Here is a 24,931-nt window from a genome sequence, read left to right on the forward strand (position 1 = left end):
GGGGAACGTGACGGGTCAGCCCGCCGGGATTTCCCCGATCTCCTCCGGTGGCGGTGCCTGGATGTCGGCCTGCGTGCCCCACTCGCTGTAGCTCGTGACGATCCGGGCCATCGCGCTGTCCTGAACACCCGAAGCGGCGAGAACCGGCGCGAGGTCGAGCACGATCCGAAGCGGCCGGTGCGCGTCGTCGAGCCAGATCTCCATGGGGATCTTCCCGAGTTTCCCCTGCAGTTCCCCGACGGCCTCGGCCGACAGTCCGGCGGGCAGATCACCGCCCAGCGCGGCCATGTCGACGTCCAGCCGGTAGCGCTCGGCAGGCACCCCGTCGAGTTCGGTGTGCCCGGATTCGACGAGCGTGCCCGCCTTCCGCACCTGGTCGAACGAGCGGCCGGGGTCGTTCTGCTTCGCCAGCTGATCGATGCTGCCGCCGGCCACCTGCGAAAAAGGGTCCGCGCCGTCGGGGGAGACCTTCACCCAGGGCTTTCCGCCGGGGACGTCCTCGCGGGCGGCTTCCGGGACCTTGGCGAAGACGATCTTGTCTACGAGGCGGAGTTCGAGGGGCTCGCCGAGGAAGTCCGTGGTCATGGCCAGCGCGGTGCCCGTTCCCGCGACCTTCGCCTGTCCCTGGCTCTTCGACCGCATCGTGCCCGCGGTGACCTCGGTGACGAACTTCGCGGCCTTGCCGTCCATGGCGGACGTGGCTCCGTCGGCGAGCGCGCGGGCGTCGGCGAACGACACGGCTCCGCCGTCGCACGCGCCGAGCAGTGCGCCGAGTACGAGCACGACGGTGGACAGAGCCGTTCTTCGCATGAGGACCTGCTTTCCAAGGCGGGCGCCCAAGCGAAACACAGCCGTGGCCCGCACCCCGATCGGGGGACGGCTCAGCGGCTGTCGCCGACCGCTTCGGGCGGCGGCGCGATGATCACCACGTCCGAAGCCCAGCTGTCGTACTTGACCGTGGTCTCGCCGATGGTGACCCGCACCGGGCGCTGCTCGCCGTCCAGCCACAGTTCGGCCGGGGCGCCGCCGAGGTCGAGGTCGTACCGAGTGGCGGCCGTGCCTTCCACCTCGGTCTGTTCGGACTTGGTGACCTTGCCCGACTTCGAGATCCGGTCGATCGTCCGCGTCGGATCCATCGTCTCGACGACCTTCGTCAGCAACGCGCCGTTGGCCGCGGAGAGCGAATCCTTGCCGTCGGAGGTGATCTTGACCCATTCCTTGTCGGTCTTGAACTCCTGGACCTGAGTGTCCGACAGGTGGTAGTAGAGGACGCCGTCGGCGAAGATCAGGTCCCGTTTCTCCCCCGCGACGTCGGCGACCATGGAGAACTTGCTGTTCGGGCCCTCGTAGAGCCCGGAACTGGTGACCACGACCTTGCGGCCGTCCTCCGCGGTGGTCTCGAGCGCGATCTTGGACGAGCGTGCCTTCTGCGTGCCCGCGGCGGCGGCGGAGGCGAGTTGCGCCGCGTCGTTCACGGGCGGTGCCGCCGGTTTCTCTTCGCCGGAACAGCCGCCCAGCAGCAGGAGAGCGGTACAGACGACGGCGAATCCGGTGGCACGCATGGGACTCCCTCGGGTGAATGGTCTGTACCACTACCGTAGCGCCTGTCGCGTGAATTTCCACCGTCCGATTGTCTGGGTACGTGAAGGCCCCCTTCATTGCGTCAGGCGCAATGAAGGGGGCCTTCACGTACTTGCGGGAGGCTAGCCACCCGCCTCGGCGGCGGGCGGCGGAGTCGCCGTTCCTAGCGACCGGCCTTCTTCATGATCTCCGCCAGGTCGCCTACCTGGTCGGCGGGCGGGGCGGTGATGTTCACCGGGCTACCCCAGTCGGTGTACTTGACCGTGGTCTTGGCGACGCCGTCACCGGGGGCGCCCATGGCTTTCACGAACGCGGTCTGGTCCGAGACGACCTGCAGCGGGAGCTGGTCGGCGTTGAGCCACAGTTCGGTGGGGATGGTGACGTTCTTGCCCTTGAGCTTCGCGTCGAGCTGCTTCAGCACGTCGGCGGGCAGGGGGATGCCGATGTCACCGACGACGAGGGCGATGGCCTTCTCGACCTCGATCTCGATGACGTAGTGGTTGGTCAGCTCACCGTTCAGCTCGACCTGGTCCGACTTCGTGATCTTGCCCGCCTTCGAGACCTGCTCGAGGGTCCGCGAAGGGTCACTGTCCTTGATGGCCTTCGACATCATCTTGCCGAGCAGCTGCGAGATGGGGTCCTGGCCGTCGGCCGAGATCTTCACGTACGACTTGTCGGTCTTCATCTCGGCCTTGTCGGCCGCGTCGAGCTTGAAGTACAGCGCGCTGTCGACGAACACCACGTCCAGCTTCTTGCCTTCGCTGTCCATGGACATCGAGAACTTGGTGTTCTCGCCGTCGTACACGCCCTGTCCGGTCGCCGTTTGCTTCTCGGTGCCGGCGACGCTCTCCATCGTCACCTTCGACGACTTGGCCTTCTTGGTGCTCTCGCGGGTCAGGGCCGCGAGCTGGATCGGGTCGCCGAGAGGCGCCGAAAGCAGGCTCTTCTGCTCGGAAGGAGCAGGAGCGGGGGCAGCCGCGCCGGGCTGCTTCTCGCCACCGCAGGCGGACAGCGCCAGGACGGCGGCCGTGGTGATGGCGGCGAGTGTGGTTACGCGCTTCAAGAGGACCCCTCAGAAAGTTGATCTAATCCGAAAGGGTTATCGCGCGAAGCCGAATTTAGTTACCGATCGTCGTCATGCCCAGCTCGGGAGCCCAAAAGACGCCGTAAGGAGGTCAAGCGCTCCGCACTGGCGTGACCCTCGGTGACCACGTCGTCGAGTGCGCAGTCCGGGTCCGATGGCGGCCCGAGGTGCCCGCAGCCGGAGGGACACTCTTCGGCCGCCTCGGCGAACTCCTCGAACGCCAGGACGATGTCGTCGGCGGTCACGTGGGCGAGCCCGAAGGAGCGGATGCCCGGAGTGTCGACCACCCAGCCACCGCCGGGCAAGGAGAGTGCCACCGCCGCGACGGACGTATGCCTGCCCTTGCCGACCGCGCTGACCACGCCGGTCGCCAGCCCGGCGTCGGGCACCAGCCGATTGACCAAAGTGGACTTCCCGACGCCCGAATGCCCGACCAGCGCGGTGACCCGGTCCTTGAGCCGACCGGCCAGTTCTTCCGGATGTTCGTCGTGCCGGGTGACCACGGCCGGGATGTCGAGGCCCGCGTAGCCGGCGAGGAGTTCGTCCGGGCTGGCGAGGTCGGCCTTCGTCAGGCACAGGACCGGCTCGAGACCGCCGGCGTAACAGGCGACGAGACAGCGGTCGATGAATCCGGTGCGCGGCGGGGGATCGGCCAGCGCGGTGACGATCAGCAACTGCTCGGCGTTGGCGACGACCACCCGTTCGAAGGGGTCGGTGTCGTCCGCGGTCCGGCGCAGCACGCTGGCGCGTTCGTCCACCCGGATGATGCGGGCGAGGGTGTCGGGCTTGCCGCTCACGTCGCCGACGATGCCGACGGTGTCGCCGACGACGACCGAGACCCGGCCCATCTCGCGGGCCCGCATCGCGGTGACGACCCGCTCCGGATCCGAGTCGATCGCGCAGGTCCAGCGCCCGCGGTCCTTACCGATGACCATCGCCGTGGAGGCGTCCGCGTGCTCGGGGCGGCGTTTGCTGCGCGGCCTGGTGCCCTTGCCGGGCCGGATCCGCACGTCGGATTCGTCCAGCCTGCGCCAGTCCTTGCCAGCCAAACCGCCTCCTGCTCTTCGCACACCGCGGAACTATGATCCCATGCTGCTCGCCAACGCATCGGTAGCGTGTAACGATGGCTGTCGATCAGGGAGGTTTTCGCATGTGCGGGCGTTATGCCGCGACCAAGGACCCGGCGGCGCTGATCGACGAGTTCGCCGCGGTGGACCTGACCGAGGGCCGGGTCCGGACCGATCACAACGTGGCGCCGACCAAGGTCGTCCCCACCATCGTGCAGCGGCATCCGCGGGACGCCGACGGCGCGGTGCTCGAAGACGAGCCCGCCGTGCGGTCGCTGCGGATGATGCGCTGGGGGCTGGTGCCGTTCTGGGCGAAGGACCCCGGTGTCGGCTCGAAGATGATCAACACGCGTGCCGAGACCGCCAAGGAGAAGCCCTCGTTCAAGAAGGCGGTTTCCGCGCGGCGTTGCCTCGTCCCCGCCGACGGCTGGTACGAGTGGCGGCGGGACGGCAAGGAGAAGCAGCCCTTCTTCATGACCGGACCGGGTGACGAGTCGCTCGCGTTCGCCGGGATCTGGGAGACCTGGCGGCCGAAGGACGACAAGGAAGCCGACCCGCTGATCACCTTCTCCGTGATCACCACCGACTCGGTCGGCAGGCTCACCGACATCCACCACCGCATGCCGCTGCTGATGCCGCGCGAAAAGTGGGACACCTGGCTCGACCCGGATCTCGCCGACGTCACCGATCTGCTCGTCCCGCCTCCGGCGGACCTGGTCGACACGATCGAGCTGCGGCCGGTGTCCAGCCTGGTCAACAACGTCCGCAACAACGGCCCGGAGCTGGTGGACCGTGTCGAACCCGCCGCCGAAAGCCCGCTCTTCGAATTGCCGAACTCATGACGAAGCTGGAGATCGACACCGCCTACGGCCCCGCGCGGGCCGAGTTGCACTGTGCCGAGGAAGGCATCGCGGTGCTGATGCTCGGCCACGGCGCGGGCGGGGGGATCGGCGCGAAGGACCTGGTCGCGGTCACCCGCGCGGCGCAGGCGGCGGGTGTCCACGTCGCGCTCGTCGAGCAGCCGTACCGGGTGGCGGGCCGCCGGGCGCCCGCTCCCGCCACCCAGCTCGACACCGCCTGGCTCACCGTGGCCGACGAGATCTCCGCGCGCTTCGACGACCTTCCGCTCGTGTTCGGCGGCCGGTCGTCCGGGGCCCGCGTCGCCTGCCGGACCGCCGCGGCGGGGCAGGCGGTGGCGGTGCTCTGCCTGGCCTTCCCCGAGCATCCGCCGGGGAAGCCGGAGAAATCCCGGCAAGGTGAGCTGGACGCCGTCGAGGTCCCGACCCTGGTGGTGCAGGGTGACCGGGACCCGTTCGGCCTGCCCAAGGCGGGGCCGCATCACGAGATCGTGGTGCTCAAGGGCGACCACAACCTCAGCGCAGACCTCGAAGGCGTGTCACGCGCGGCCGCCGAGTGGCTGGAGCGTGTGCTGCGGCCGCTCACCTGAGAGCCGCCGCCGGGCGTAGTGCACCGTGACGGCGGCCAGCAACGGACCCCAGAGCAGGAGCGGCGCGTAACAGGCCGCCATGACGACGCCGTAGACCGGCGAGTCCTCCCAGCTTCCCGCGGCCATCGAAGACCCGGCCTCCGCCCAGCCGAACAGTCCCTGGACGCTCAACGCGGTCAGGGCGATCGCGCCCGCGGCGGCCGGGAGGATCGCCGCGAACGGCGGGATCCGGCGGCCGCGCAGCCCCGGGATCCAGCGCGGCCACACCTCGCCCCACGGCCGGACCAGCCCGAGGGTGAGGAACGCGAGCGCTTCGGAGAGCAGGCTCAGCCCGAAGACGTAGGCCGTGCCCCAGCCGGGGATGCCGAACTCGTCCAGCCCCTGCGCGGTGAACCCGACCGGGAGGCCGAGACCCATCGCGATCCGCCACAGCCCGGAGGGCAAGGTCACCAGTAGCGTCGCGTGGGCGGCGAGGTTCGCCCATCTCGGTACGCCGGGCACGGTCTCGGTCATTTCGTCGCTCCCAGGAGTCGTCGTTCGCTTGCCGACGACGATTCCCGAGCGCGGCCGTGTGATCTTCCCGCTGCGGACCGACTCCGCTCCCTCGCGAGGGTGAACCCCTGCCCGCATCTAGAGGACGAAATGCGGGAAGGTCAGCCCGCGATCGGCGCGACCACGGCACCGGTGAGCCGCGCCAGGTCGCCGGGCGCGAGTTCGACCTCCAGCCCGCGCCGCCCGGCCGAGCAGTGCACGGTCTCGAACTTCTCCGCCGACGAATCGATCACCACCGGCAGCCTGCTCCGGTGCCCGAGCGGCGAGATCCCGCCGAGTACGTAACCCGTCGCACGCTGGGCGGCGGCGGGATCCGCCATCTTCGCCTTCTTCCCGCCCACGGCGGCCGCCAGCGCCTTCAGGTCCAGCTGCCCGGTGACCGGGACCACACCGACGGTCAGTTTCCCGTCGACCTCGGCGACCAGTGTCTTGAACACGCGCGCGGGGTCGAGCCCCAGCGCTTCGACGGCTTCGAGGCCGTACGACTCCGCCCGCGGGTCGTGGTCGTAGGCGTGCAACACGTGCGCCACTTTCTGCTTCGCCAGCAGCGCCGTCGCCGGAGTTCCCTTGCCTGCCATGGGCGGAGTCTACGAGCGCGCCGGGAATGCCCGGCCGGGCCGCACTGTTGGAAGACACGTGTCCACCACACTCGAAGCTCCCCGAATCCTGATCCCGCGCACGCCGGGCGGCCAGGTGATCCGCCCGCGCGTAAACTCGACGACGTCTCATGCGCACAAGCGCATCGACGCCGATCGGGAAGGGAACGGTTTGCCGAGCACGCAGAATCCCGCGCCGGACACGGGCACGGACGCCGAAGAGGCGGCCGCGCGGGCCGAGCGCTTCGAGCGGGACGCGATGCCCCTGCTCGACCAGCTGTACTCGGCCGCCATGCGGATGACCCGGAATCCCGCCGACGCCGAGGACCTCGTCCAGGAGACGTACCTGAAGGCGTACGCGGCCTTCGCGTCTTTCAAGGCGGGCACCAACCTCAAGGCGTGGATGTACCGCATCCTCACGAACACCTACATCAACGGCTATCGCAAGCGTCAGCGCCAGCCGGTGCAGCAGCCCACCGAGGAGATCACCGACTGGCAGATCGCCAAGGCGGAGAGTCACACCTCCAGCGGGCTGCGCTCGGCCGAGGTCGAGGCGATGGACAACCTGCCCGACGCCGACGTCAAGGAAGCGCTGCAGAAGCTGCCCGAGGAGTTCCGCCTCGCGGTCTACCTCGCCGATGTCGAAGGTTTCGCGTACAAGGAGATCGCCGAGATCATGGACACGCCCATCGGCACCGTGATGTCCCGGCTGCACCGCGGCCGCGCCCAGCTCCGTGACCTGCTCGCCGATGTCGCCCGCGAGCGGGGCTTCATCCGGTCGGGCAAACAGCAGGAGGTGGCGGGGCGATGACCGAGGACTACTGCGCCGGCGCGGACGACAAGGTCAGGTGCGAGGAAGCCCTCGCCGACATCTACCTGCTCCTGGACAAGGAGTGCAGCGCCGAGCGCGACGCCGCCCTGCGCAAGCACATCGAGGACTGCCCGCCGTGCCTCGAGGAATACGGCATCGACGAGCACATCAAGCAGCTCCTCGCTCGTAAGTGCGGCGGTGACCACGCGCCGGACGACCTCAAGTCCCGGCTGCGGGCCTCGATCCGCCAGACCGTGCAGACCAAGGGCGCGATCACCATCGAACGCACCGAGGTCAAGATCGAGCAGACCTTCGAATAAGACGGCTCAGGACACACGAAGGCCCCCGTACCGGATCGGTGCGGGGGCCTTCGCCGTCTGATCGAATGATCAGGAGTTGGGCTTCTTGCCGTGGTTCGCGCCGTTCTTCTTACGGTCGCGACGCTTGCGGGCGCGCTTCGACATGTTTCACTCCTCGTCCGAGTGGCCCTCGCGGGGTGACACGACACCGCTGGGCCAGGGTCAACCTCTCCAGTGTGTCATGCGGCCCTCACCCTGCTTGGATGGGGACGTGTCCACCCTTTCCGATCTGCTCGCGGAGAACACCGGCCTGTCCGGTGAAGCCGCGGACCATCTCCAGACCGTGGTCGCCGAATGGCAGCTGCTGGCCGACCTGTCCTTCGCCGACTTCCTGCTCTGGGTCGCCGTCTCGGAGGAGCTGCAGCCGGACGGCGGCGACTACGTCTGCGTCGCCCACGCACGCCCGACGACGGCGCCGACGGCCCATCCGGAGGACGTCGTCGGCTCCCGGTTCACCGTCGACGAGCATCCGCAGCTGGCCAAGGCGAGCCGTGAGGTGCGGATCTGCCGTGAAGAGGATCCGCACTGGTACCGCGACCTGCCGATGCGCCGCGAGGCCATCCCGGTGGTGTTCGCGGGCACGGTGATCGCCGTCCTCAGCCGCGAGACCAACCTGGCGGCCTCGCGGGTGCCCAGCCCGCTCGAGATCGCGTACCTCGGCAGTGCGGGCGACCTGTGCCAGATGATCGTCGACGGCACGTTCCCCAGCCCGGGGAACCAGACTGACACGCATACGAGCCCGCGGGTCGGCGACGGCCTGATCCGCCTCGACCCGACCGGCACGGTGGTCTTCGCCAGCCCGAACGGGTTGTCGGCCTACCACCGGATGGGGCACGAGTCCGATCTCGTCGGTCAGCGCCTCGCGCCGCTGACCCGGTCGCTCATCCGCGACCCGTTCGACGCGACCGAGGTGTCGCACCGGATCATCGAGGCGCTCGACGGCAAACCCAGCAGCCGGACGGAGGCGGATTCCCGGCGCGGTGCCGTCGTGCTGTTCCGTGCGCTGCCGCTGCGTCCCGCCGGGCAGGCCGCGGGCGCGCTGGTGCTGGTGCGCGACGTCACCGAGGTGAAGCGCCGTGACCGCGCTCTCCTTTCGAAGGACGCGACCATCCGCGAGATCCACCATCGCGTGAAGAACAACCTGCAGACCGTCGCCGCGCTGTTGCGGCTCCAGTCGCGCCGGACCTCCAGCGAGGAGGCGCGGCTCGCGCTCGGCGAGTCCGTGCGCCGGGTCTCGTCGATCGCGATGGTGCACGAGGCGCTGTCCATCTCGGTGGACGAGCGGGTCGATCTCGACAAGCTGCTCGACAACGTCCTCCCGATGGTCGGCGAGGTCGCGACGGCGGAATCGCAGGTCGGGCTTTCGCGTACCGGCTCGTTCGGCGTCGTCGTCGCCGAGATCGCGACGCCGTTGGTGATGGTGCTGGCCGAACTCGTCCAGAACGCCATCGAGCACGCGTTCCCCGACGGACGGCCGGGCAAGGTCGAGCTCGTGGTGGAGCGCTCGGCCCGCTGGCTCGACGTCGTCATCCGCGACAACGGGCGCGGGCTTCCGTCGGGTTTCTCGCTGGAACGCAGTGACGGCCTCGGGCTCCAGATCGTGCGGACACTGGTGGAGTCGGAGCTGCGCGGATCGCTGTCGATCCGGGGGCTGCGCGGGGAATCCGAGGAGACCGCCGGGCGACGGCTGGGAACCGAAGCGGCGCTGCGGATCCCGCTGTCCCGGCGGCTGTGAATTCCGGTGTCCCGGGGTCCGGATGAGACTGTCCCTTGTGATCGTCCACAAGGGACAGTCTCATCCGGACACGTTTTAGGGCCGGCGCCCGAAGAGAAGATGGCGCCGGCCCTGTAACGGTTCCGCGGGAGGACTTGGAAAAAGTCCGCTGAAGCCATACCCCCGTGAGGGCGTGTCGGCCTCGCTTGTTAAGCTCAAGTCGGGTACGTGTCACCTCGCAACGCATGGCCATACAGCCACTGCGCCGCGGGAGTTTCCCGAAGCTTGGGGTCTTGCTCAGTTGTGAGTAATGCGATGAAGCGTGCTGAGTCCGAAAAACTCAGGCGGAGGTACGCGTGCCGATGTGCGTACGACGGCGCTTCAGGGCCCGTCGCTCGTCCTCGCTCATCCCGCCCCAAACGCCTGCGTCCTGCCCGCTGGCCAATGCCCAGGCCAAGCAGTCGGAAGCGACGGTGCAGCGGTGGCACACGGCCTTCGCCTGCGCTACCTGCGACAGAGCAGGACCGCTGGTTCCCACGGGGAAGAACAGCTCGGGGTCCTCGTCTCGGCAGGCCGCGTCGTGGCGCCAGTCCATGTTTCTGAGCTCCTTCATAACGGCGCGGTACTCCGCGCCATAGTCGTCATGGCGGTCGTTTTTTTGGGTGCTTGTGAATGCTTTCACGAAGCACCCGTTTCGACAAGGGTTTTCTGAAGATCGGTGAGTCAGCTCACCCGGCCGAGCGACGCTTCTGACCTGCGGTTTCGTTCCGAAACAGCCTTCCGAAGGGAAGGCCGATGCGGTGAGCGGAGGTTCTGCGTCGATGAGCGGCAGTTCGTACTTTGCCGCAGGCGATCAGCGGTCCGGTCGTCAGACGATTACCGTCAGTGCTCCCGGGACGCTGAAGAACTCCACCCTCTTCCGCTGGCCGACGAGGTCGCCGTCCACCTGGAAGTTTACCGGTTCAGCAGCGTCTATGCGGATCATCGGCAGGTCATCGTGACGAAGGAGACGTCGCCCGCGTTGGTCGCTCTTCGTGAGCAATGCCTGCCGTACATGCTTGAACACGGTGGGCAATCCCAGACCGTTCAACGCGAAAAGGCCCAATCCGGTGTCGAACGAGCTGCCCGGGTTCAGGTGGACGGGACGGTTGCCCAGGTAGCTCCACGGATCGGTGTTCGACACGAAAGCGGTCAGCACTTCGGTGGGCTCTTCACCCGGGATCCTGACCGTGAGCGGCGGGCGGCCGAGCGGAGGCCGCAGATGCGACGCCACCGCGGCCCTCAGGTAGAGCCCGGCGGTGGTCTGCTTGCCCCGGCGTTTGGCGACGCGGCCGACGACGTCGGCGTCCCAGCCCAGGCCGGCGTTGAAGGTGAACCAGTGGCCGTCGGCGATCCCGAGGCCGACTTTGCGGCTCCGGTCGTTCTCGATGGCGTTCAGAAGCTGATGGGTCGCTTCCACGGGATCGTGCGCGATGCCCAGCGCCCGGGCGAAGACGTTCGCCGAGCCGCCCGGCACGACACCGAGCATGGGGGCGCCCCCGACCTTCGCCGGATCGCCGTCGGCGTCCGCGAGCAGACCGTTGACCACTTCGTTGACCGTGCCGTCGCCGCCGTGGGCGACCACCAGGTCGATCCCGTCGCGGGCGGCGGACCGCGCCACGGCCATCGCGTGGCCGCGGTAGTCGGTCTCCACCACGTCGAGTTTGACCTGGCTGGCCAGTGCGTGCGCCAGCACGTCACGGCCACCGGCGGTGGTCGAGGTGGCCTGGGGGTTCACGACGAGGATGGCACGCACATACCGCAGGGTAAGTGACTCCGGCCCGAAGGTGTGAGCTTCACGTGACGCGAAGCTCAGCCGTGCGGAGCGTCCTCGAGGCAGCACCGTATGGCCCTGTGACGGGCGTCCCTCCTCACTGTCGGCTGGTGACAGCGCGTCGTGACAAGTGCACCCGGGCCGACCGCCCGCTCATCGACGACACCGCCAATTCTTCCCCTGCGGCGGCGAGGGGAAACCGGCCGACCGGGTGGCATACGATCGAAAGTGCTCACGTACGGTGACCCGCCCTGGTGGAGCACCGTGTCCGGAAGCCTGGAAGGCTGTTTCGCCGTGTCCATCGCCGACAAGCTCTCGCCCGCGCCCCGTGAAGTCCGCCTCGCCGGAGCCGTCACCGCGCTGCCGGGCCTCGCCCTGATCGTGTTCGCGATCCTGCTCCTGGTCAACGGCCAGGCCGGACCGGAGAACCTGCTGGCCGAGGTCGCCTATTACCTCGTCCTCGCCGCCGGAACGCTGGCCTGCGCGGCCGGCCTGATGATGGGGAAGACCTGGGCGAGGTCGCCCGGCGTGGTCGTCGCGCTGATCCTGGTCGGCGTCGGCTGGTACGGCGCGGGCCCGTCCGGGCAGCCGGTGTGGGGGGTGCCGCTCGCGCTGATCGGTGTCGCCGTCATCGTGCTGCTGTTCCGCCGCCCCTCGCGCGCGTGGGCGCTGGGGATGCAGGAAGGCGAGAGCGAGGAAGAAGCCGCCGAGCGTGACGGCGCCGCGGGTCGCGCCGCGCGTCGTGAGCGCGAGGAACGGGACTCGTAACTACGCACTCGCGTGATTGAAGGCGTAACTCGCGAGTTACGCCTTCAATCACGCGAGTTACGTCTCTGATCACGCGAGTTACGCCTAGACCTGGGCGGCGAGTGCCTTCAGTGGCTCGTCGGTGAGGCGGTCGACGGTCCACTCGTCCATCGGCACGGCGCCGAGGGACTTGTAGAACCCCTGTGCCGGGTTCCAGTTGAGCACCGACCATTCGAGGCGGGCGTAGCCGCGCTCGACGCAGACGGCCGCGAGAGTGGCCAGGAGCGCCTTGCCGAGGCCGGAGCCGCGCTGCTCGGGGCGGACGTAGAGGTCCTCCAGGTAGATCCCGTGCACGCCTCGCCAGGTGGAGAAGTTGAGGAACCAGAGCGCATAGCCGACGATCTCGCCGTCGACCTCGGCGACGTGCCCGAACAGCCCCGGCGCTTCGCCGAACAGCGCGACGCGCAGCTGCTCGGGCGTGAGGTGGCATTCGTCCGGGGCGCGTTCGAACTCGGCGAGGTCGTAGACGAGCTGGACGACGGCGTCCACGTCTTCTTCGCGGATCCGCCGGATGCGATCGTCGGGCACGGTCAGTCCTCTGTGGTGGGGAGCAGGTTGAGGTGTTCGATCTGCGGCTCGCCGCGTTCGTCGCCGAGTACCGCGACGCCGGCCGGGTCGAGTCCGAAATGGACGCCCGCGGTCGACGGGAGGCCGATCCAGCGCGCGACCAGGACGCGGCTGAAATGCCCGTGCCCGACGAGGATCACATCACCTTCGCCGAGCGGTTCGCGGACGCGTTCGATCAGCTTGTCCGCGCGGGCGTTGACATCCTCCGCGCTTTCGCCGCCGGGGATCGGATGAGACCAGACAGTCCATCCGGGAACGGTCTCGCGGATCACCGGCGTGGTGATGCCCTCGTAGTCGCCGTAGTCCCATTCGGCCAGCTCTTCGGTGACCTCGTCGACGCGCAGCCCGGCCAGTTCGGCCGTCCGCAGCGCGCGGGTGCGGGGGCTGGAGAGGACGAGCGCCGGATTGCCGCCGAGCACCGCGCGCAGGGTGCCGCCCGCCGCGCGGGCCTGTCCCTCGCCGGCGGTCGTGAGCGGGATGTCGGTGCGTCCGGTGTGCCGTCCGTTGACGGACCACTCGGTCTGGCCGTGCCGGAGGAGGAAGAGCCGATGTGCCACGTTGCGAATATAGCCTGCGGTCCGGTTATGCTACTGGTGAGTAACATGATGAGGAGACCGTGATGGCGCAGAATCCGACCTACGCGATGTGGAACCGGCTGGCGGGCAAGCCGGTCGGCAAACAGCTGTTCTCGGCGGCGATGTGCCTGCGTGTGCCGTACTTCCGGACGGTGCTCCCGTCGGTGCGCGAACTGGGCCCCGGCCGGTGTGAGGTGACCTCCCCGAAGTGGTGGGGTGTTTACAACCACATCAAGACTTTTCACGCGATCGCGGCATGCAACCTCGCCGAGATCGCCATGGGCATGCTCGCCGAGGCGACCGTCCCGACGACGCACCGCTGGCTGCCCAAGGGGATGACGGTCGAGTACGTGGCGAAGGCGGAGACAAGCCTGCGCGCGGTCGCCGAACTGCCGGAGTTGCCGGAATTCGGCGACGAGGGTTTCGAGCTCCCCGTGCCGGTGACGATCACGGACACGAAGGGAAAACCCGTCGTGACCGCGACCATCACCATCTGGGTGACCAAGAAGAAGTAGGCATCTTCGCGCCCCGTCCTCTGGGATGCCCTTCGCGTGCCTGAACGGACGACACACGTGTCCAGACGGACGACACGTGTGTTTGGACGGACGACTCGCGTGATCAGGCGGACGACACGCGGCGGGCCTCGGCCGCGCGGGAGTCGTCCATCCAGTCACGTGTGTCGTCCGTCTGATCACGTGTGTCGTCCATTCGTGCGCCGGCGGTGGACACCCGAGACGCGTGTCGGCCCGGTTCTCTCGCGCAATTAGTCATCTGGATGCGGTCCTTGCGCGTGCAACTAGCGCAACCAGATGACTGATTGCGGGTGGTCAGAGGGGCCTGAACTGGACGTAGGTCACCTGCTTGAAGGTATTGCGCCCGCTCGGGGACGGCAGGCCGAGCAAATCGTCGGCCACTCGCGTCAGTGGTCCGCAGCCGGTCGTGCGCGGCAGGGCGAGCTGCGAGTCGACGACGCCGAACTTCACCGTCGTCGGATTCTGGGAGATCACCTCGAAGGGCACCGCGGGATCGTCCTTGACCACCGAGTGCAACGGCTCGGCGAGGGTGCCGACCGCGCATTCCTTGGGCAGCAAGGGATGCCGCAGGGCCGCGTAGAGATCCAATTCGCCGCGGCGTTCGTCGTTCGACTGGAAGTCCGAGTAGCCGCCGTACTTCAGCTGCAGGCTCGCGCCGAAAGTCCCGTGGATCCGGGCGGGGGCGTGCCGTAGTTCGCCGAACACCTGCGCGTACTTCCCGGCCACTTTGCCTTCGGAGAACGTCAGCCGGATCTCCCCGAGCGGGATCTCACGGGCGCCGATGGTGAGGACTCCGTGGGAGACAAAGGCTTCGCATCGCCAGGTGCCAGGATCGGCGTTGGCGGGCGGGGCGGGGCAGGCGGAGAAGTCGAAGTCGGGCAGCGGCGACGGTGCCGCGGAGGCGTGGCCGGGGAAGGCGATGAGGGCGGCTGCGGACAATGCGGCCGCGGTCACGGCGAGAAGGCGTCTCATGACCCGAAAGGGTGGTCTGTCCGGGTTGCGATCACATCGGGGAAGCCACCCAAGGGACCCCTGGGATCGCCACGTTCGAGTGAAAATAAACGGTGTTTACCCAGCTGACGCGAATCCGCTTCGGATTCGCCCTTGAAGGGGCCTCGGACAGCGGGCGATCATCGGCCCATGTCCCCACTGTCGCGCCGCGGGTTCCTCGGGTTCACCGCGCTCAACTCCGCCGCCGCTCTCGGGCTCACCACGATTTCCACCGCGCAGGCCGGGGAATCGTCTCCGGGCTTCTCGACGGCCGTGGTCGTCGGCACGGGCTACGGCGCCGCGGTGACCGCGCTCCGTCTCGGCGAAGCCGGGATTCCCACGGTCATGCTCGAAATGGGCAAACTCTGGGCCGACCCCGGCCCCGACGGCAAGGTCTTCTGCGACATGCTCCGGCCGGACCGGCGGGCCGCCTGGTTCAAGGACCGCACGCAGGCCCCGCTCGCGTCGTTCCTCTGGATGGACCTGGCGAACCGGGACATCGAGCGGTACCCCGGCGTGCTCGACCGGGTGGACCACGGCGACATGTCCGTCTACGTCGGACGGGGCGTCGGGGGTGGTTCGCTGGTCAACGGCGCGATGGCCGTGACGCCGAAACGGTCGTACTTCGAGGAGATCCTGCCCGGCGTGGACGCGGACGAGATGTACGGCAAGTACTTCCCCCTGGCCAACCGCGCCCTCGGCGTGAACCACATCGACCCGCACTGGTTCGAAACCTGCCGGTCCTACCGCTACGCGAGGGTTTCCCGGAAGGCCGCGACGCGGGCGGGACTCAAGACGGTGTTCGTGCCCAGCGTCTACGACTTCGAGTACATGAAGCGGGAAGAAGCGGGCACGGTGCCGAAGTCGGCCCTCGCGTCCGAGGTCATTTACGGCAACAACCACGGCAAACGATCCCTCGACAAGACCTACCTCGCGGCCGCGCTGGGCACCGGGAACGTGACCATCAAGACGCTGCACCAGGTCCGCGGGATCACCCGGCAGACCGACGGCACGTACGTCCTCACCGTGCACGAAACCGCCGAGGACGGCGCGGTCGTCGCGAGGAAGCAGCTCAGCGCGAAGTACCTGTTCCTCGGCGCCGGCAGCCTCGGTTCGACGGAACTGCTCGTGCGGGCACGGGAAACCGGGACGCTGCCCGGGCTGAACGACGAGGTCGGCCGCGGCTGGGGCACCAACGGCAACGTGATGCTGGGCCGCGCCAACCACGCCTGGGATCTCGGCGGATCGGTGCAGTCGGGGATGCCCGCGCTTGGCATCGACGCGTGGGACGACCCGGTGAACCCGGTCTTCGCCGAGGTCGCGCCGGTACCCGCCGGAGTCGAGACCTGGCTGAGTCTCTACCTGGCGATCACGAAGAATCCCGAGCGCGGCCACTTCACCTATGACGCCGCCACCGACTCCGTGCGGCTGCGCTGGAACGCCGCACAGGGGAAGCCGTCGATCGACGCGGCGAAGTCGTTGTTCGACAAGGTCAACCGGGCGAATCGCACGATCTACCGCAGTGACCTGTTCGGGGATACACGGTCGTTCGAGAACCGGTTCACCTATCACCCGCTGGGTGGACTGGTGCTGGGTGAGGCCACCGACCTGTACGGCCGGGTGAAGGGCTATCGGAATCTCTACGTCACCGACGGCTCGCTGATCCCGGGCAGTACCGGCGTGAACCCCTTCGTGACGATCACCGCGCTGGTGGAACGGAACGTGGAACGGGTGCTGAGCGAGGACGTGGCGCGCTAGGTCAGTGCGCGGCCCGCAGCTTCTCGTAGTGGGCCACGCAGTCGGCGTACTGCGGCAGCAGTCCCTGCTCCAAGGCCTCTTTCAGGTAGGGCGCCGTGGTGTCCTTTTCGGACACCACGGGTTCGATGTCCTGCGGCCATGGCAGCGCGAGATCGGCGTCCATCGGGTTGACGCCGTGCTCTCCCGCCGGGTTGTACGGCTCGGAGCAGAGGTAGGACATGATGGTTTCGTCTTCGAGCGCCATGAAGGCGTGACCGAGACCTTCGGCGATGTAGACCGCTTTGTACTCGGAACTGTCGAGCACCACGGACGTCCATTCACCGAAGGTCGGCGAGCCGACCCGGAGGTCCACGATGACGTCCAGCATCGAACCGCTCGGGCAGTAGACGTACTTCGCCTGGCCTGGCGGGGTGTCGGCGAAGTGCACGCCACGGATGGATCCGCGCCGCGAGACGCTGGTGTTGGTCTGCCCGAGACGAAGCCGGTGCCCGACCGCTTCGACGAACGCTTCTTCCTGGTACGGCGCCACGAACAGGCCGCGGTGATCGGGGAAAACCCGCGGGGTGAACTCGAAACAGCCGGAGATGCTGAGGCGCCTTGCATGCATGGTCTCAATGCTAACGAGCCCTTCCCAAACCGGACGGACGTCTTGCGAAAGGTCTCTTGAGCTGCGGAAACCCGCGCCCGTTTGTGACATCAACCGCACCAGAGGGGCACACTGGTCCGCATGCCTGTCACAATGATCTGACCGCTGCGTCCGCGGCCGTCGCCATACCCACGGCACCGATGGCCGATTGGACGCTTCGCCGACAGGCCGGCGCTACCGCGCTGGGCTGCCGTGTCGGAGGACGAGTTACCCCAGGTGGCCGGGCCATGCCCAGTTTTGGCCTGCTCACCGGCCAGTTCCCCCGCTCGCAGTCCCAGGAGAATCCCATGACCTTCGCTCGAATCGAGACTTCGCCGTCCTTAGCCACGGCGGAAGCAATGACGGGAACCACGATGACCACGCCAGTGACGGACACCGAGATCTTCGAGGGCCACGAGGGCGGCAAGCTCTCCGTGGCCGCGACGCGCCCGATCTCCTCGCCCCGTGACCTCTCGGTCGCGTACACGCCTGGGGTGGCGAAGGTGAGCCGTGCGATCGCCGAGGACGCGGCCAAGGCGAAGCGGTACACGTGGGCGGACAGGCTGGTCGTGGTGGTCAGTGACGGTACGGCGGTGCTCGGCCTCGGTGACATCGGCGCGAGCGCCTCGCTGCCGGTCATGGAGGGCAAGTCGGTCCTCTTCAAGACCTTCGGCGGGCTCGACTCGATCCCGCTGGTGCTCGACACCACCGACGTCGACGAGATCATCGAGACCCTGGTCCGGCTGCGCCCGTCGTTCGGCGCGGTGAACCTGGAGGACATCTCGGCGCCGCGCTGCTTCGAACTGGAGGACCGCCTCAAGGAGGTCCTCGACTGCCCGGTCATGCACGACGACCAGCACGGCACGGCGATCGTCACGCTGGCCGCGCTGCGCGGGGCGAACCAGGTCCTCGGCAAGGACATCTCCGGCCAGCGCGTGGTCGTCTCGGGTGCGGGCGCGGCGGGGGTGGCCTGCGCCAGGATCCTGCAGAACGCCGGCGTCGCCGACGTCACCGTGCTCGACTCGCGCGGCATCATCCACTCCGGCCGCGAGGGCCTCAACCCGATCAAGCAGAAGCTCGCCGAGACCACGAACACGGCGGGCCTGCGCGGCGGCCTCGGCGAGGCGCTGAAGGGCGCCGACGTCTTCCTCGGCCTGTCCGGGGCGACCATCGACGAGACCCTGCTGGCCGGGATGGCCGACGACGCGATCGTGTTCGCGCTGTCGAACCCCGACCCGGAGGTTCACCCGGTCGCGGCGTCGCGGTACGCCAAGATCGTGGCGACCGGGCGCAGCGACTTCCCGAACCAGATCAACAACGTGCTGGCGTTCCCCGGTGTCTTCCGCGGCGCGCTGGACTCCGGCGCGCGGGCGATCACGGAGAACATGAAGCTGGCCGCGGCCGAAGCGATCTTCGCCGTCGCGCAGGACGACCTCGGCCCGGATCGGATCGTCCCGAGCCCGCTGGACCCGCGCGTCGCGCCCGAGGTGGCCGCCGCGGTCGCGAAGGCCGCCGAGGCCGACGGCGTGGTGTGACAGTTCCTTTCACGCTCGCTCAAGTGCTATGAAAGGCCCCTTCATTGCAAAATTTGCAATGAAGGGGCCTTTCATAGCGTTCGGGGGTTGCGCACGGTCAGCCGGTGGGGACGGCAAGATCGGCACCGGTGACGAGCACGGAACCGATCAGCTCCGCGCCGGGCGTGTGAATCGTGCAGAAGACCGTGCGCACACCGTTTTCCCAGGCTTCGCGCTCAGGCTTCAGGTAGCTCAGGTCGGCGCGGACACCGGCCGCGTCGAGTCGCGGACGGTCCACGTTCTTGGCCATGATCCGCTGACAGTGGGCCGAGGCTTCCGCCTTCAGTTCTCCGCCGCCCGGCCAGGGGCCGTCCGCCGCGATGAAGGTCCCGATCGCCTGGGTGTCGTGCGTGTCTCCGCACAAGGTGAGTTCGACGCTGGTGAAAGTCCCCGTGACCGCGGACTGCCGGAAGCAATCACCCGGCTTCAAGGTGCAGGCGTTGGCGTGCCCGGACGGCGGGGCCGCGCAAGTCGCGCCCGGCGGGCTCGCGATGTAGCGGTCGGAGTTCCCCATGGTGTTCCCGAGCAGGGCGACCCACCCGACGGTCCAGACCCCGGCGGCCACGAGGCCGCCGATCGCCAGCCCGCGCCCCGGCCGTTTCCCTTGACCGGTCTGGGTGATCGCGACGATGCCCAGGATGATCGCGGGCAGCACGGCCAGTGGGAAGCACCCGGCGAGGCCGAGCACGAGCGCGGCGATCGCCAGGCCGCTGGTCTTGTGGTGCCGCGGTGGAGGGCCGTACGGCGGGGCGGGCGCGACACCCGCCATCGGCAGGCTGGGGTGTTCGTTCATGGGACCGAAACTAGGCAGTGCCCATGAATTTCCGATGAAACGCGGCTCAGGCGAGCAATTCGGCCAGCCGGTGCCGGGGCAGGTCGATCAGCCGCGCGTCCGTCAGGTCCGGCGGTACGTCCAGTGAGACGTTCGCGAGCCGCGCGTGCGCCCGGGTCAGCAGTTCTTCCTGGTGGTCGACGGCGTCCGCGACGACGATGGCGTGCCGGTTGTCCGGGGTGCTCCGCAGCAGCCGCAGCTTGTACTTCGCGCCGATCAGCCGGTTCAGCGCGGCCTGCGCCTCGGCGTTCGTCAGATCGGGATGTGAATTCGGGACCAGCAGCGCCAGCCGTCGCGCGTTGGTGCCCAGCAGGGTCCGCAGGAGCCACGGCCCGGGGTCGGCCGAAAGGTCCATCGCGACCGCGTCGCCCTCCGGGCCGGAGCCGGACCAGTCGACCGGGCGCGACTCGAGCGCCAGCCCGCCTTCGGTGGCGATCTCGTGCAGCTTGTCCAGCAGTGACGGCTTGGCCGCGCCGGCGGATTCCACCGACTGCGGCCCGTGCGTGTAGATCGCGGCCTTCCCCTTGCCGCCGCGGTTCTTCTTCGATTTCGCGGTCGGCTGGCAGACGTAGAGGTCGGCCGCGCTCCCGATCGCCTGCGCGCCGAAGTACCGGTTGAAGTCCGGCAGGATCGCTTCGAAGGTCAGCCCGAGCGTCGCGAGCGCCCGCTGCACCTGCGCGCCCAGCGCGGGATGCCGGGGGCTGTAGCCGTAGGCGAGCAGCAGCCGCCCGTCCGAGGGTTCGCTGAGCGCCTGGACCCCGCGCGCCGCGAACAAGCCCATTCCTTCGGGGGTGTAAGGCGGATCACTGAACACGAGATCCATCCGCCCGGTCACCGAGGGGGGAAGGCCGACGCGCAGATCCGTGTGCAGGGTGCGGATGGACCGCTCGCTGAGTTCGTCGATGTAGGCGAGCACACGATCGTCGAGGTCGACGACGGTGAGGTCCGCGTCGGGCCGCAACGCGCGCACGGCCAGCGAAGTGAGGTCGTGGTCGCCGAGGAACAGCAGCTTCGCCGTACCGAGGTCGTACCGCTCGTCGAGCCAGAGAGCCCGGTTCAGCACCGTCTCGGGCGTCGCCTGTACGTGGTCGAGCGCGGCCAGGGGCGCGGGCACGTTTTCGACGTAGCTGGTGATGACCTTCAGCAGGTCGGGGTCGGATTTCCGGTCCCGGGCCTCGAAGCGCGCGTACTTCTCGCGCGCGGCGGGGGTCAGCCGGAAGCGGGACTCGGTCCGCTCGAGGTCGTCGCCGAGCGCGTTCAGGACGTCTTCGACACTCCGGCGTGGCGCGGTGCTGATCCGGACCAGTTCGCCGAGGTCACGCCAATCCGTCCGGAGCAGGGAAATCACCTGATGGAGCGGTCGCACGTGGACACCGTGCGCCGCGAGGACGTCATCGACGGAGGAACTCACAGGCAGCAGCCTAGTGACCCGCCCCCTGGGACACCGTGCCAACAGGCAGGATCTGGGCTACGGTTTTTCGACCAGACATGGGGAGAGACACGTGACTATCGAGTTCCGTGGCGTGACCAAGCGGTATCCGGACGGGACGGTCGCGGTCGACGACCTGAACCTCACCGTGGAGGACGGCACCATCACCGTCTTCGTCGGGCCGTCCGGCTGCGGCAAGACCACGTCGCTGCGGATGATCAACCGGATGGTGGAGCCGACTTCGGGCACGGTGCTGCTCGACGGCAAGGACGTCAGCGACGGCGATCCGGCGTTGCTGCGCCGCGGCATCGGTTACGTCATCCAGCACGCCGGCCTCTTTCCACACAGGACGGTCTTGGACAACGTCGCCACCGTGCCGCTGCTGTCCGGCTGGGACAAGGGCAAGGCGCGTAAACGCGCGGCCGAGCTGCTCGAAACCGTCGGCCTGCCCGCGGAACTCGGCAAGCGGTACCCCGCCCAGCTTTCCGGCGGCCAGCAGCAGCGCGTCGGCGTCGCCAGGGCGCTCGCGGCGGATTCGCCGGTGCTGCTGATGGACGAGCCGTTCTCCGCCGTCGACCCGATCGTCCGCGAGGAACTGCAGGACGAATTGCTGCGCCTCCAGTCACAGCTGGGGAAGACGATCGTGTTCGTCACGCACGACATCGACGAGGCCGTGCGGCTCGGCGACAAGATCGCGGTGCTCCGCGTCGGCGGGGTGCTCGCGCAGTACGGCACGCCCTCGGACGTGTTGCGTCATCCCGTCGACGACTTCGTCGCGTCCTTCGTGGGCAAGGATCGCGGCTACCGCGGGCTTTCCTTCCTTTCGGCGGACGGGATCGTCGTCGAAGAGGTCAAGCGGGTCGAGGTCGGCAAGCCCGCCCCCGGGCCGTCCGACGACTGGCAGGTCGCGGTCAACGCCGAAGGGCAGCCGCGCGGCTGGCTGCGCCCTGGGTCCACTGTGGACGGTGTGCTCGCGGAGACCGATCTCGTCGCGGGCGGATCCCTGTACGTCCAGGGTTCGCCGATCCGGGGCGCGCTCGACGCGGCGCTTTCGTCGCCTGCGAGCCTCGGCGTCGTGGTCGACGCCGATCAGAAGGTCCTCGGCGTGGTCAGAGCCCGGCAAGTCCTCGAGGTGATCGAAGCGCCGTCGCTGAGTTCCTGATGGGAGCCTTCTTCGCGGAGCTCGGCCGCTACCTGGGCAGCGCCAACAACAGGTCGCAGTTCTTCGGCGACCTGCTCGATCACATCTATCTTTCGCTGGTCCCGCTGGCGCTGGGCCTGGTGATCGCGGTGCTGGCGGGCTGGCTCGGCCACCGGTTCGCCGCGGCGCGGTCCGTGCTGCTGGTGGTGTCGAACCTGCTGTACACGATCCCGTCGCTCGCCCTGTTCGTGGTGATCCCGGGCATCATCGGTTCGAAGATCCTCGACAGCGTCAACGTCATCGTCGCGCTCACCGTCTACACCGCCGCCCTGCTCGTGCGCCCGGTGCTGGACGCGCTCGACGCCGTCCCGCCGCACGTCGTCGCCGCGGCCACGGCGATCGGCTACAAACCCGCGCGCCGTTTTCTCGCCGTCGAGCTGCCGCTCGCGGTACCGGTGCTCGCGGCGGGCGTCCGGGTGGCCTCGGTCAGCAACATCAGCCTGGTCAGCGTCGGCGCGCTGATCGGCACCGGCGGGCTCGGCGTGCTGTTCACCGACGGCTTCCAGCGCGAGTACTTCTCGCCGATCGTCGTCGGGATCGTCGCGACCCTGCTGCTCGCGCTGATCGTGGACCTCGTGCTGGTCCAGCTGCGCGATCTCCTCACACCCTGGGACCGGGTGGCGACCACGGCGGGGGCGAAATGATCGGCGACGTCCTGAACTGGTTCGGCGACCCGGCCCACTGGCAGGGCGTGGACGGCGTCCCGGCCCGGCTGCTGCAGCATCTCGGCTACACGGCGCTGGCACTGGTCTTCGCGCTGCTCATCGCGATCCCGCTCGGCCTCTACGTCGGGCATACGGGTCGCGGCGCGGTGCTGCTGGTGAGCGGTGGCAACGCGATCCGCGCGTTGCCGACGCTGGGCTTGGTGACCTTCCTGTTCCTGCTCTTCACCGAAAGCGAGCTTTCGACGATCATCGGGCTCGTGGTGCTCGCCATCCCGCCGATCCTCGCCGGGACGTACGCGGGCCTCCAGGCGACCGACCACGGCGTGGTCGACGCGGCGCAGGGCATCGGAATGACCGGCTGGCAACGGTTGTGGAAGGTCGAGGTACCCATCTCGCTGCCACTGGTGCTCGGCGGGGTGCGGAACTCGGTGCTGCAGCTGGTGGCGACGGCCGCCGTGGCCGCCTACGTCGGGCTCGGCGGGCTGGGCCGGTTCCTGCTCGACGGACTGGCCATTTTGGACTATCCGCAGGTGGTCGCGGGCGCACTGCTGACGACGTTGCTCGCCGTGGTGCTGGATCTCGCGCTGGCGGGTGTCCAGCGAGTGCTGGTGCCCAAGGGAGTTCGGCTGGCACAGGCCGCGAGCGGGAAGAAGGCGAAGGTATGAGGCGGAGGATGGCGGCCCTGTTCGCCGGGATCGCCCTGCTGGCGGCGGGCTGCGGCAATCCGCTCGCCGGAGGCGCCGAGGGCGGCGCGACCGGCGACATCATCATCGGCGCGTCCGACGTCGGGGAAAGCCTTCTGCTGGCCCAGATCTACGCGGGCGCCCTGCGCAACGCGGGGGCCGAGAACGTGACCGTGCGCCCGCCCGTCGGCAGTCGCGAGGTCGTCGTCAAGGCGCTCCAGGACAAATCGCTTTCGGTGGTGCCGGACTACAGCGGCAACCTGTTGCGCTACTTCGACAAGGACACGCAGGCGACCACCCCGCAGGACGTCTACGCGCAGTTGGAACAGAAGCTGCCGCCCGGGTTCGAGGTCCTCGAACAGGCGCCCGCGGAGGACAAGGACCTGCTGGTGGTGCGCAAGGAACTCGCCGATTCCGGGATCCGGACCTTCTCCGATCTCGGCAAGCGGTGCGGCGAATTCGTGTTCGGCGGTCCCGGCCAGTGGAGCAGCCGCTGGAAGGACAAGATCAAGTCGCTCTACGGCTGCGAGTTCGCCGAGATCCGCACGACCGACACGGGTGGCCCGGTCACGGTCGCCGCGCTGAAGTCGGGCGACATCCAGGTCGCCGATCTGTTCAGCACGTCGTCGTCGATCGCCGCGAACGGGTTCGTCCCGCTGGTGGACGACAAGAACATGTTCCCCGCGCAGAACATCGTGCCGCTCGTCGCGAAGGGGACGTTGTCGCCGAAGGAAGCCGACGCGTTGAACCGGGTTTCGGCGGTGCTCACGACCGACGAGCTGACCGAGTTGAACGTCCAGTTCAGCGAGGAGAAGCGCAACCCGCTCGACGTCGCCGAGGAGTTCCTGCGACGGCACAACCTCCTCGCGCCCGCCTGATCCCCACGCAATTCGGCACCTGCTTGCGATACTTCGAATGACGAAGTATCGCAAGCAGGTGACGAATTGCGATGGGGTTACAGGCGGTCGAAGGCGGGCGAGTAGCGGAACTCGCCCTGGAGGCCGGGCGTGTACGCGCGAAGGGTGCGGACCTGGAAGTGCGGCGCCCATTCCGCGACCGGCGGCGTGATCCCGTGCTGTGCGGCGAGCACGAAACCGAAGCGGGAGTAGTAGTTCGGGTCGCCCAGCAGGACCACTGCGCCGTAACCGAGCGCGTCCGCCGCGCCGAGCACGGCGTGCACGAGCGCGGAGCCGACGCCGGAGGCGTGGTACTGGGGCAGGACACCGAGCGGGCCGAGGCCGACCGCGGACTTCTCGTCCGAGCCGAGTACGGCCGGGCTGCAGCACACGTGCCCGACGACCTTCCCTTCGCGTTCGGCCACGATGGACAGTGCGCCGATCAGGTCGCCGTCCTCACGCAGTTCGTCGACGAGTTTCGCCTCGACCACCGGGACACTGAGCTTTTCGAACGCGGCCAGGTGGACGGCGTGGATCGCCTCGCGGTCGGCCGGGGTTTCCTGTCGGAGCAGCATGCGCCCGAGTGTGCTCCATCCGAAGGTAGGATGGAAATCGATTTCCGCGCCGCGAGGTCGCGACTTTAGTAGGCGGCCATCCGTGTGTACTTCCACGGCGCTGAAACGGCCAGGGGGACGGAAAACGACCACCAGATGTGCGGATCCCCAATTCTTCGTGGGCCGTACGGCGGTAAAACGCGACTAAAGGCGGGGGC

The 24,931-nt window shown here is 68.5% G+C and carries 29 protein-coding genes; 13 read left to right on the plus strand and 16 right to left on the minus strand.

Features of this window, described 5'->3' with window-relative positions:
- Positions 1-15 precede the first annotated feature (15 nt).
- The 4 genes from CVV72_RS35800 to rsgA all read right to left on the minus strand — a co-directional run bounded on the left by CVV72_RS35800 (position 16) and on the right by rsgA (position 3,714).
- Positions 16-810, minus strand: coding sequence for a hypothetical protein (locus CVV72_RS35800; RefSeq protein WP_219148567.1), 795 nt, complete (start codon positions 808-810; stop codon positions 16-18).
- A gap of 71 nt (positions 811-881) precedes the next feature.
- The gene (locus CVV72_RS35805) at positions 882-1,562 is read right to left on the minus strand and encodes a hypothetical protein (protein WP_219148569.1); all 681 of its coding nucleotides are present in this window, start codon (positions 1,560-1,562) and stop codon (positions 882-884) included.
- 182 nt (positions 1,563-1,744) lie between these two features.
- Positions 1,745-2,644, minus strand: coding sequence for a hypothetical protein (locus CVV72_RS35810; RefSeq protein ID WP_219148571.1), 900 nt, complete (start codon positions 2,642-2,644; stop codon positions 1,745-1,747).
- 59 nt (positions 2,645-2,703) lie between these two features.
- A complete protein-coding gene (gene rsgA / locus CVV72_RS35815; RefSeq protein WP_219148573.1) occupies positions 2,704-3,714 on the minus strand; it encodes a ribosome small subunit-dependent GTPase A in 1,011 nt (336 codons plus the stop codon).
- A gap of 101 nt (positions 3,715-3,815) precedes the next feature.
- On the opposite strand from rsgA, the gene CVV72_RS35820 reads away from it, so the two are divergent.
- The gene (locus CVV72_RS35820; protein ID WP_219154355.1) at positions 3,816-4,574 is read left to right on the plus strand and encodes an SOS response-associated peptidase; all 759 of its coding nucleotides are present in this window, start codon (positions 3,816-3,818) and stop codon (positions 4,572-4,574) included.
- Positions 4,571-5,179 (plus strand): alpha/beta family hydrolase, encoded by a 609-nt coding sequence (locus CVV72_RS35825; protein ID WP_219148574.1) that lies wholly within the window; start codon positions 4,571-4,573, stop codon positions 5,177-5,179. Before CVV72_RS35820 ends, CVV72_RS35825 begins: the two co-directional genes overlap by 4 nt.
- Here CVV72_RS35825 and CVV72_RS35830 read toward each other — a convergent pair.
- Both CVV72_RS35830 and ybaK read right to left on the minus strand, forming a co-directional pair.
- Positions 5,129-5,692 (minus strand): hypothetical protein, encoded by a 564-nt coding sequence (locus tag CVV72_RS35830; protein WP_219148576.1) that lies wholly within the window; start codon positions 5,690-5,692, stop codon positions 5,129-5,131. The genes CVV72_RS35825 and CVV72_RS35830 overlap by 51 nt on opposite strands.
- Positions 5,693-5,832: 140 nt before the next feature.
- Positions 5,833-6,309 (minus strand): Cys-tRNA(Pro) deacylase, encoded by a 477-nt coding sequence (ybaK, locus tag CVV72_RS35835; protein WP_034305175.1) that lies wholly within the window; start codon positions 6,307-6,309, stop codon positions 5,833-5,835.
- 190 nt (positions 6,310-6,499) lie between these two features.
- On the opposite strand from ybaK, the gene CVV72_RS35840 reads away from it, so the two are divergent.
- Together CVV72_RS35840 and rsrA are read left to right on the plus strand one after the other, a co-directional pair.
- Complete coding sequence (locus CVV72_RS35840) at positions 6,500-7,138, plus strand: sigma-70 family RNA polymerase sigma factor (RefSeq protein WP_126735738.1); 639 nt, start codon at positions 6,500-6,502, stop codon at positions 7,136-7,138.
- On the plus strand, positions 7,135-7,458 hold the full coding sequence (gene rsrA, locus CVV72_RS35845) for a mycothiol system anti-sigma-R factor (RefSeq protein ID WP_007028997.1): 324 nt from the start codon (positions 7,135-7,137) through the stop codon (positions 7,456-7,458). The genes CVV72_RS35840 and rsrA overlap by 4 nt, the downstream gene beginning before the upstream one ends.
- Before the next feature lie 69 nt (positions 7,459-7,527).
- Here rsrA and CVV72_RS42045 read toward each other — a convergent pair whose 3' ends face one another.
- Entirely contained in the window at positions 7,528-7,602 is a 75-nt protein-coding gene (locus CVV72_RS42045) for a 50S ribosomal protein bL37 (protein WP_369299112.1), read from the minus strand.
- A 106-nt stretch (positions 7,603-7,708) separates the two neighbouring features.
- Here CVV72_RS42045 and CVV72_RS35850 point away from each other — a divergent pair, with 106 nt between their 5' ends.
- The gene (locus CVV72_RS35850) at positions 7,709-9,232 is read left to right on the plus strand and encodes a sensor histidine kinase (RefSeq protein ID WP_034305170.1); all 1,524 of its coding nucleotides are present in this window, start codon (positions 7,709-7,711) and stop codon (positions 9,230-9,232) included.
- A 319-nt stretch (positions 9,233-9,551) separates the two neighbouring features.
- On the opposite strand, the gene CVV72_RS35855 is transcribed toward CVV72_RS35850, so the two are convergent.
- Both CVV72_RS35855 and CVV72_RS35860 read right to left on the minus strand, forming a co-directional pair.
- On the minus strand, positions 9,552-9,806 hold the full coding sequence (locus CVV72_RS35855; RefSeq protein ID WP_007028999.1) for a WhiB family transcriptional regulator: 255 nt from the start codon (positions 9,804-9,806) through the stop codon (positions 9,552-9,554).
- Positions 9,807-10,079: 273 nt separating this feature from the next.
- The gene (locus tag CVV72_RS35860) at positions 10,080-11,006 is read right to left on the minus strand and encodes a diacylglycerol kinase family protein (RefSeq protein ID WP_219148578.1); all 927 of its coding nucleotides are present in this window, start codon (positions 11,004-11,006) and stop codon (positions 10,080-10,082) included.
- 282 nt (positions 11,007-11,288) lie between these two features.
- Here CVV72_RS35860 and CVV72_RS35865 point away from each other — a divergent pair, with 282 nt between their 5' ends.
- Positions 11,289-11,792, plus strand: coding sequence for a hypothetical protein (locus CVV72_RS35865; protein WP_091598666.1), 504 nt, complete (start codon positions 11,289-11,291; stop codon positions 11,790-11,792).
- An 84-nt stretch (positions 11,793-11,876) separates the two neighbouring features.
- On the opposite strand, the gene CVV72_RS35870 is transcribed toward CVV72_RS35865, so the two are convergent.
- Both CVV72_RS35870 and CVV72_RS35875 read right to left on the minus strand, forming a co-directional pair.
- Positions 11,877-12,359 carry a GNAT family N-acetyltransferase gene (locus tag CVV72_RS35870; protein ID WP_034305165.1) on the minus strand — a complete coding sequence of 161 codons (483 nt, stop codon included), beginning with the start codon at positions 12,357-12,359 and terminating at the stop codon, positions 11,877-11,879.
- A 2-nt stretch (positions 12,360-12,361) separates the two neighbouring features.
- Positions 12,362-12,955: an acid phosphatase gene (locus CVV72_RS35875; RefSeq protein ID WP_219148583.1), complete on the minus strand. Its 594-nt coding sequence runs from the start codon at positions 12,953-12,955 to the stop codon at positions 12,362-12,364.
- A gap of 62 nt (positions 12,956-13,017) precedes the next feature.
- Here CVV72_RS35875 and CVV72_RS35880 point away from each other — a divergent pair, with 62 nt between their 5' ends.
- A complete protein-coding gene (locus tag CVV72_RS35880; protein ID WP_219148585.1) occupies positions 13,018-13,488 on the plus strand; it encodes a hotdog fold domain-containing protein in 471 nt (156 codons plus the stop codon).
- 312 nt (positions 13,489-13,800) lie between these two features.
- On the opposite strand, the gene CVV72_RS35885 is transcribed toward CVV72_RS35880, so the two are convergent.
- Positions 13,801-14,478: a hypothetical protein gene (locus tag CVV72_RS35885; protein ID WP_219148587.1), complete on the minus strand. Its 678-nt coding sequence runs from the start codon at positions 14,476-14,478 to the stop codon at positions 13,801-13,803.
- A 168-nt stretch (positions 14,479-14,646) separates the two neighbouring features.
- Here CVV72_RS35885 and CVV72_RS35890 point away from each other — a divergent pair, with 168 nt between their 5' ends.
- Positions 14,647-16,254, plus strand: coding sequence for a GMC oxidoreductase (locus tag CVV72_RS35890; protein WP_219148589.1), 1,608 nt, complete (start codon positions 14,647-14,649; stop codon positions 16,252-16,254).
- A gap of 1 nt (position 16,255) precedes the next feature.
- Here CVV72_RS35890 and CVV72_RS35895 read toward each other — a convergent pair whose 3' ends face one another.
- Positions 16,256-16,861, minus strand: coding sequence for a dTDP-4-dehydrorhamnose 3,5-epimerase family protein (locus CVV72_RS35895; protein ID WP_219148592.1), 606 nt, complete (start codon positions 16,859-16,861; stop codon positions 16,256-16,258).
- Positions 16,862-17,238: 377 nt separating this feature from the next.
- Between CVV72_RS35895 and CVV72_RS35900 the strand changes: the two genes are divergently transcribed.
- On the plus strand, positions 17,239-18,414 hold the full coding sequence (locus CVV72_RS35900) for an NADP-dependent malic enzyme (protein WP_219148595.1): 1,176 nt from the start codon (positions 17,239-17,241) through the stop codon (positions 18,412-18,414).
- A gap of 97 nt (positions 18,415-18,511) precedes the next feature.
- Here the strand turns inward: CVV72_RS35900 and CVV72_RS35905 are convergent, their stop codons facing one another.
- Both CVV72_RS35905 and CVV72_RS35910 read right to left on the minus strand, forming a co-directional pair.
- Positions 18,512-19,246: a DUF4190 domain-containing protein gene (locus tag CVV72_RS35905; protein WP_219148597.1), complete on the minus strand. Its 735-nt coding sequence runs from the start codon at positions 19,244-19,246 to the stop codon at positions 18,512-18,514.
- 46 nt (positions 19,247-19,292) lie between these two features.
- A complete protein-coding gene (locus CVV72_RS35910; protein ID WP_219148599.1) occupies positions 19,293-20,696 on the minus strand; it encodes a bis-aminopropyl spermidine synthase family protein in 1,404 nt (467 codons plus the stop codon).
- Between the two features lie 91 nt (positions 20,697-20,787).
- Here CVV72_RS35910 and CVV72_RS35915 point away from each other — a divergent pair, with 91 nt between their 5' ends.
- Genes CVV72_RS35915 through CVV72_RS35930 form a run of 4 tightly spaced genes read left to right on the plus strand, consistent with a single transcriptional unit; the run spans position 20,788 to position 24,141 of the window.
- Positions 20,788-21,876: an ABC transporter ATP-binding protein gene (locus CVV72_RS35915; RefSeq protein WP_219148601.1), complete on the plus strand. Its 1,089-nt coding sequence runs from the start codon at positions 20,788-20,790 to the stop codon at positions 21,874-21,876.
- A complete protein-coding gene (locus CVV72_RS35920) occupies positions 21,876-22,559 on the plus strand; it encodes an ABC transporter permease (RefSeq protein ID WP_219148603.1) in 684 nt (227 codons plus the stop codon). The genes CVV72_RS35915 and CVV72_RS35920 overlap by 1 nt, the downstream gene beginning before the upstream one ends.
- Positions 22,556-23,245 carry an ABC transporter permease gene (locus CVV72_RS35925; protein ID WP_219148605.1) on the plus strand — a complete coding sequence of 230 codons (690 nt, stop codon included), beginning with the start codon at positions 22,556-22,558 and terminating at the stop codon, positions 23,243-23,245. The genes CVV72_RS35920 and CVV72_RS35925 overlap by 4 nt, the downstream gene beginning before the upstream one ends.
- Positions 23,246-23,253: 8 nt before the next feature.
- Positions 23,254-24,141: an ABC transporter substrate-binding protein gene (locus CVV72_RS35930; protein ID WP_219154357.1), complete on the plus strand. Its 888-nt coding sequence runs from the start codon at positions 23,254-23,256 to the stop codon at positions 24,139-24,141.
- 77 nt (positions 24,142-24,218) lie between these two features.
- Here the strand turns inward: CVV72_RS35930 and CVV72_RS35935 are convergent, their stop codons facing one another.
- Entirely contained in the window at positions 24,219-24,734 is a 516-nt protein-coding gene (locus tag CVV72_RS35935; protein WP_219148607.1) for a GNAT family N-acetyltransferase, read from the minus strand.
- Between the last annotated feature and the right edge of the window lie 197 nt (positions 24,735-24,931).

The organism is Amycolatopsis sp. TNS106 (genome assembly GCF_019330265.1).
GTDB lineage: Bacteria > Actinomycetota > Actinomycetes > Mycobacteriales > Pseudonocardiaceae > Amycolatopsis > Amycolatopsis lurida.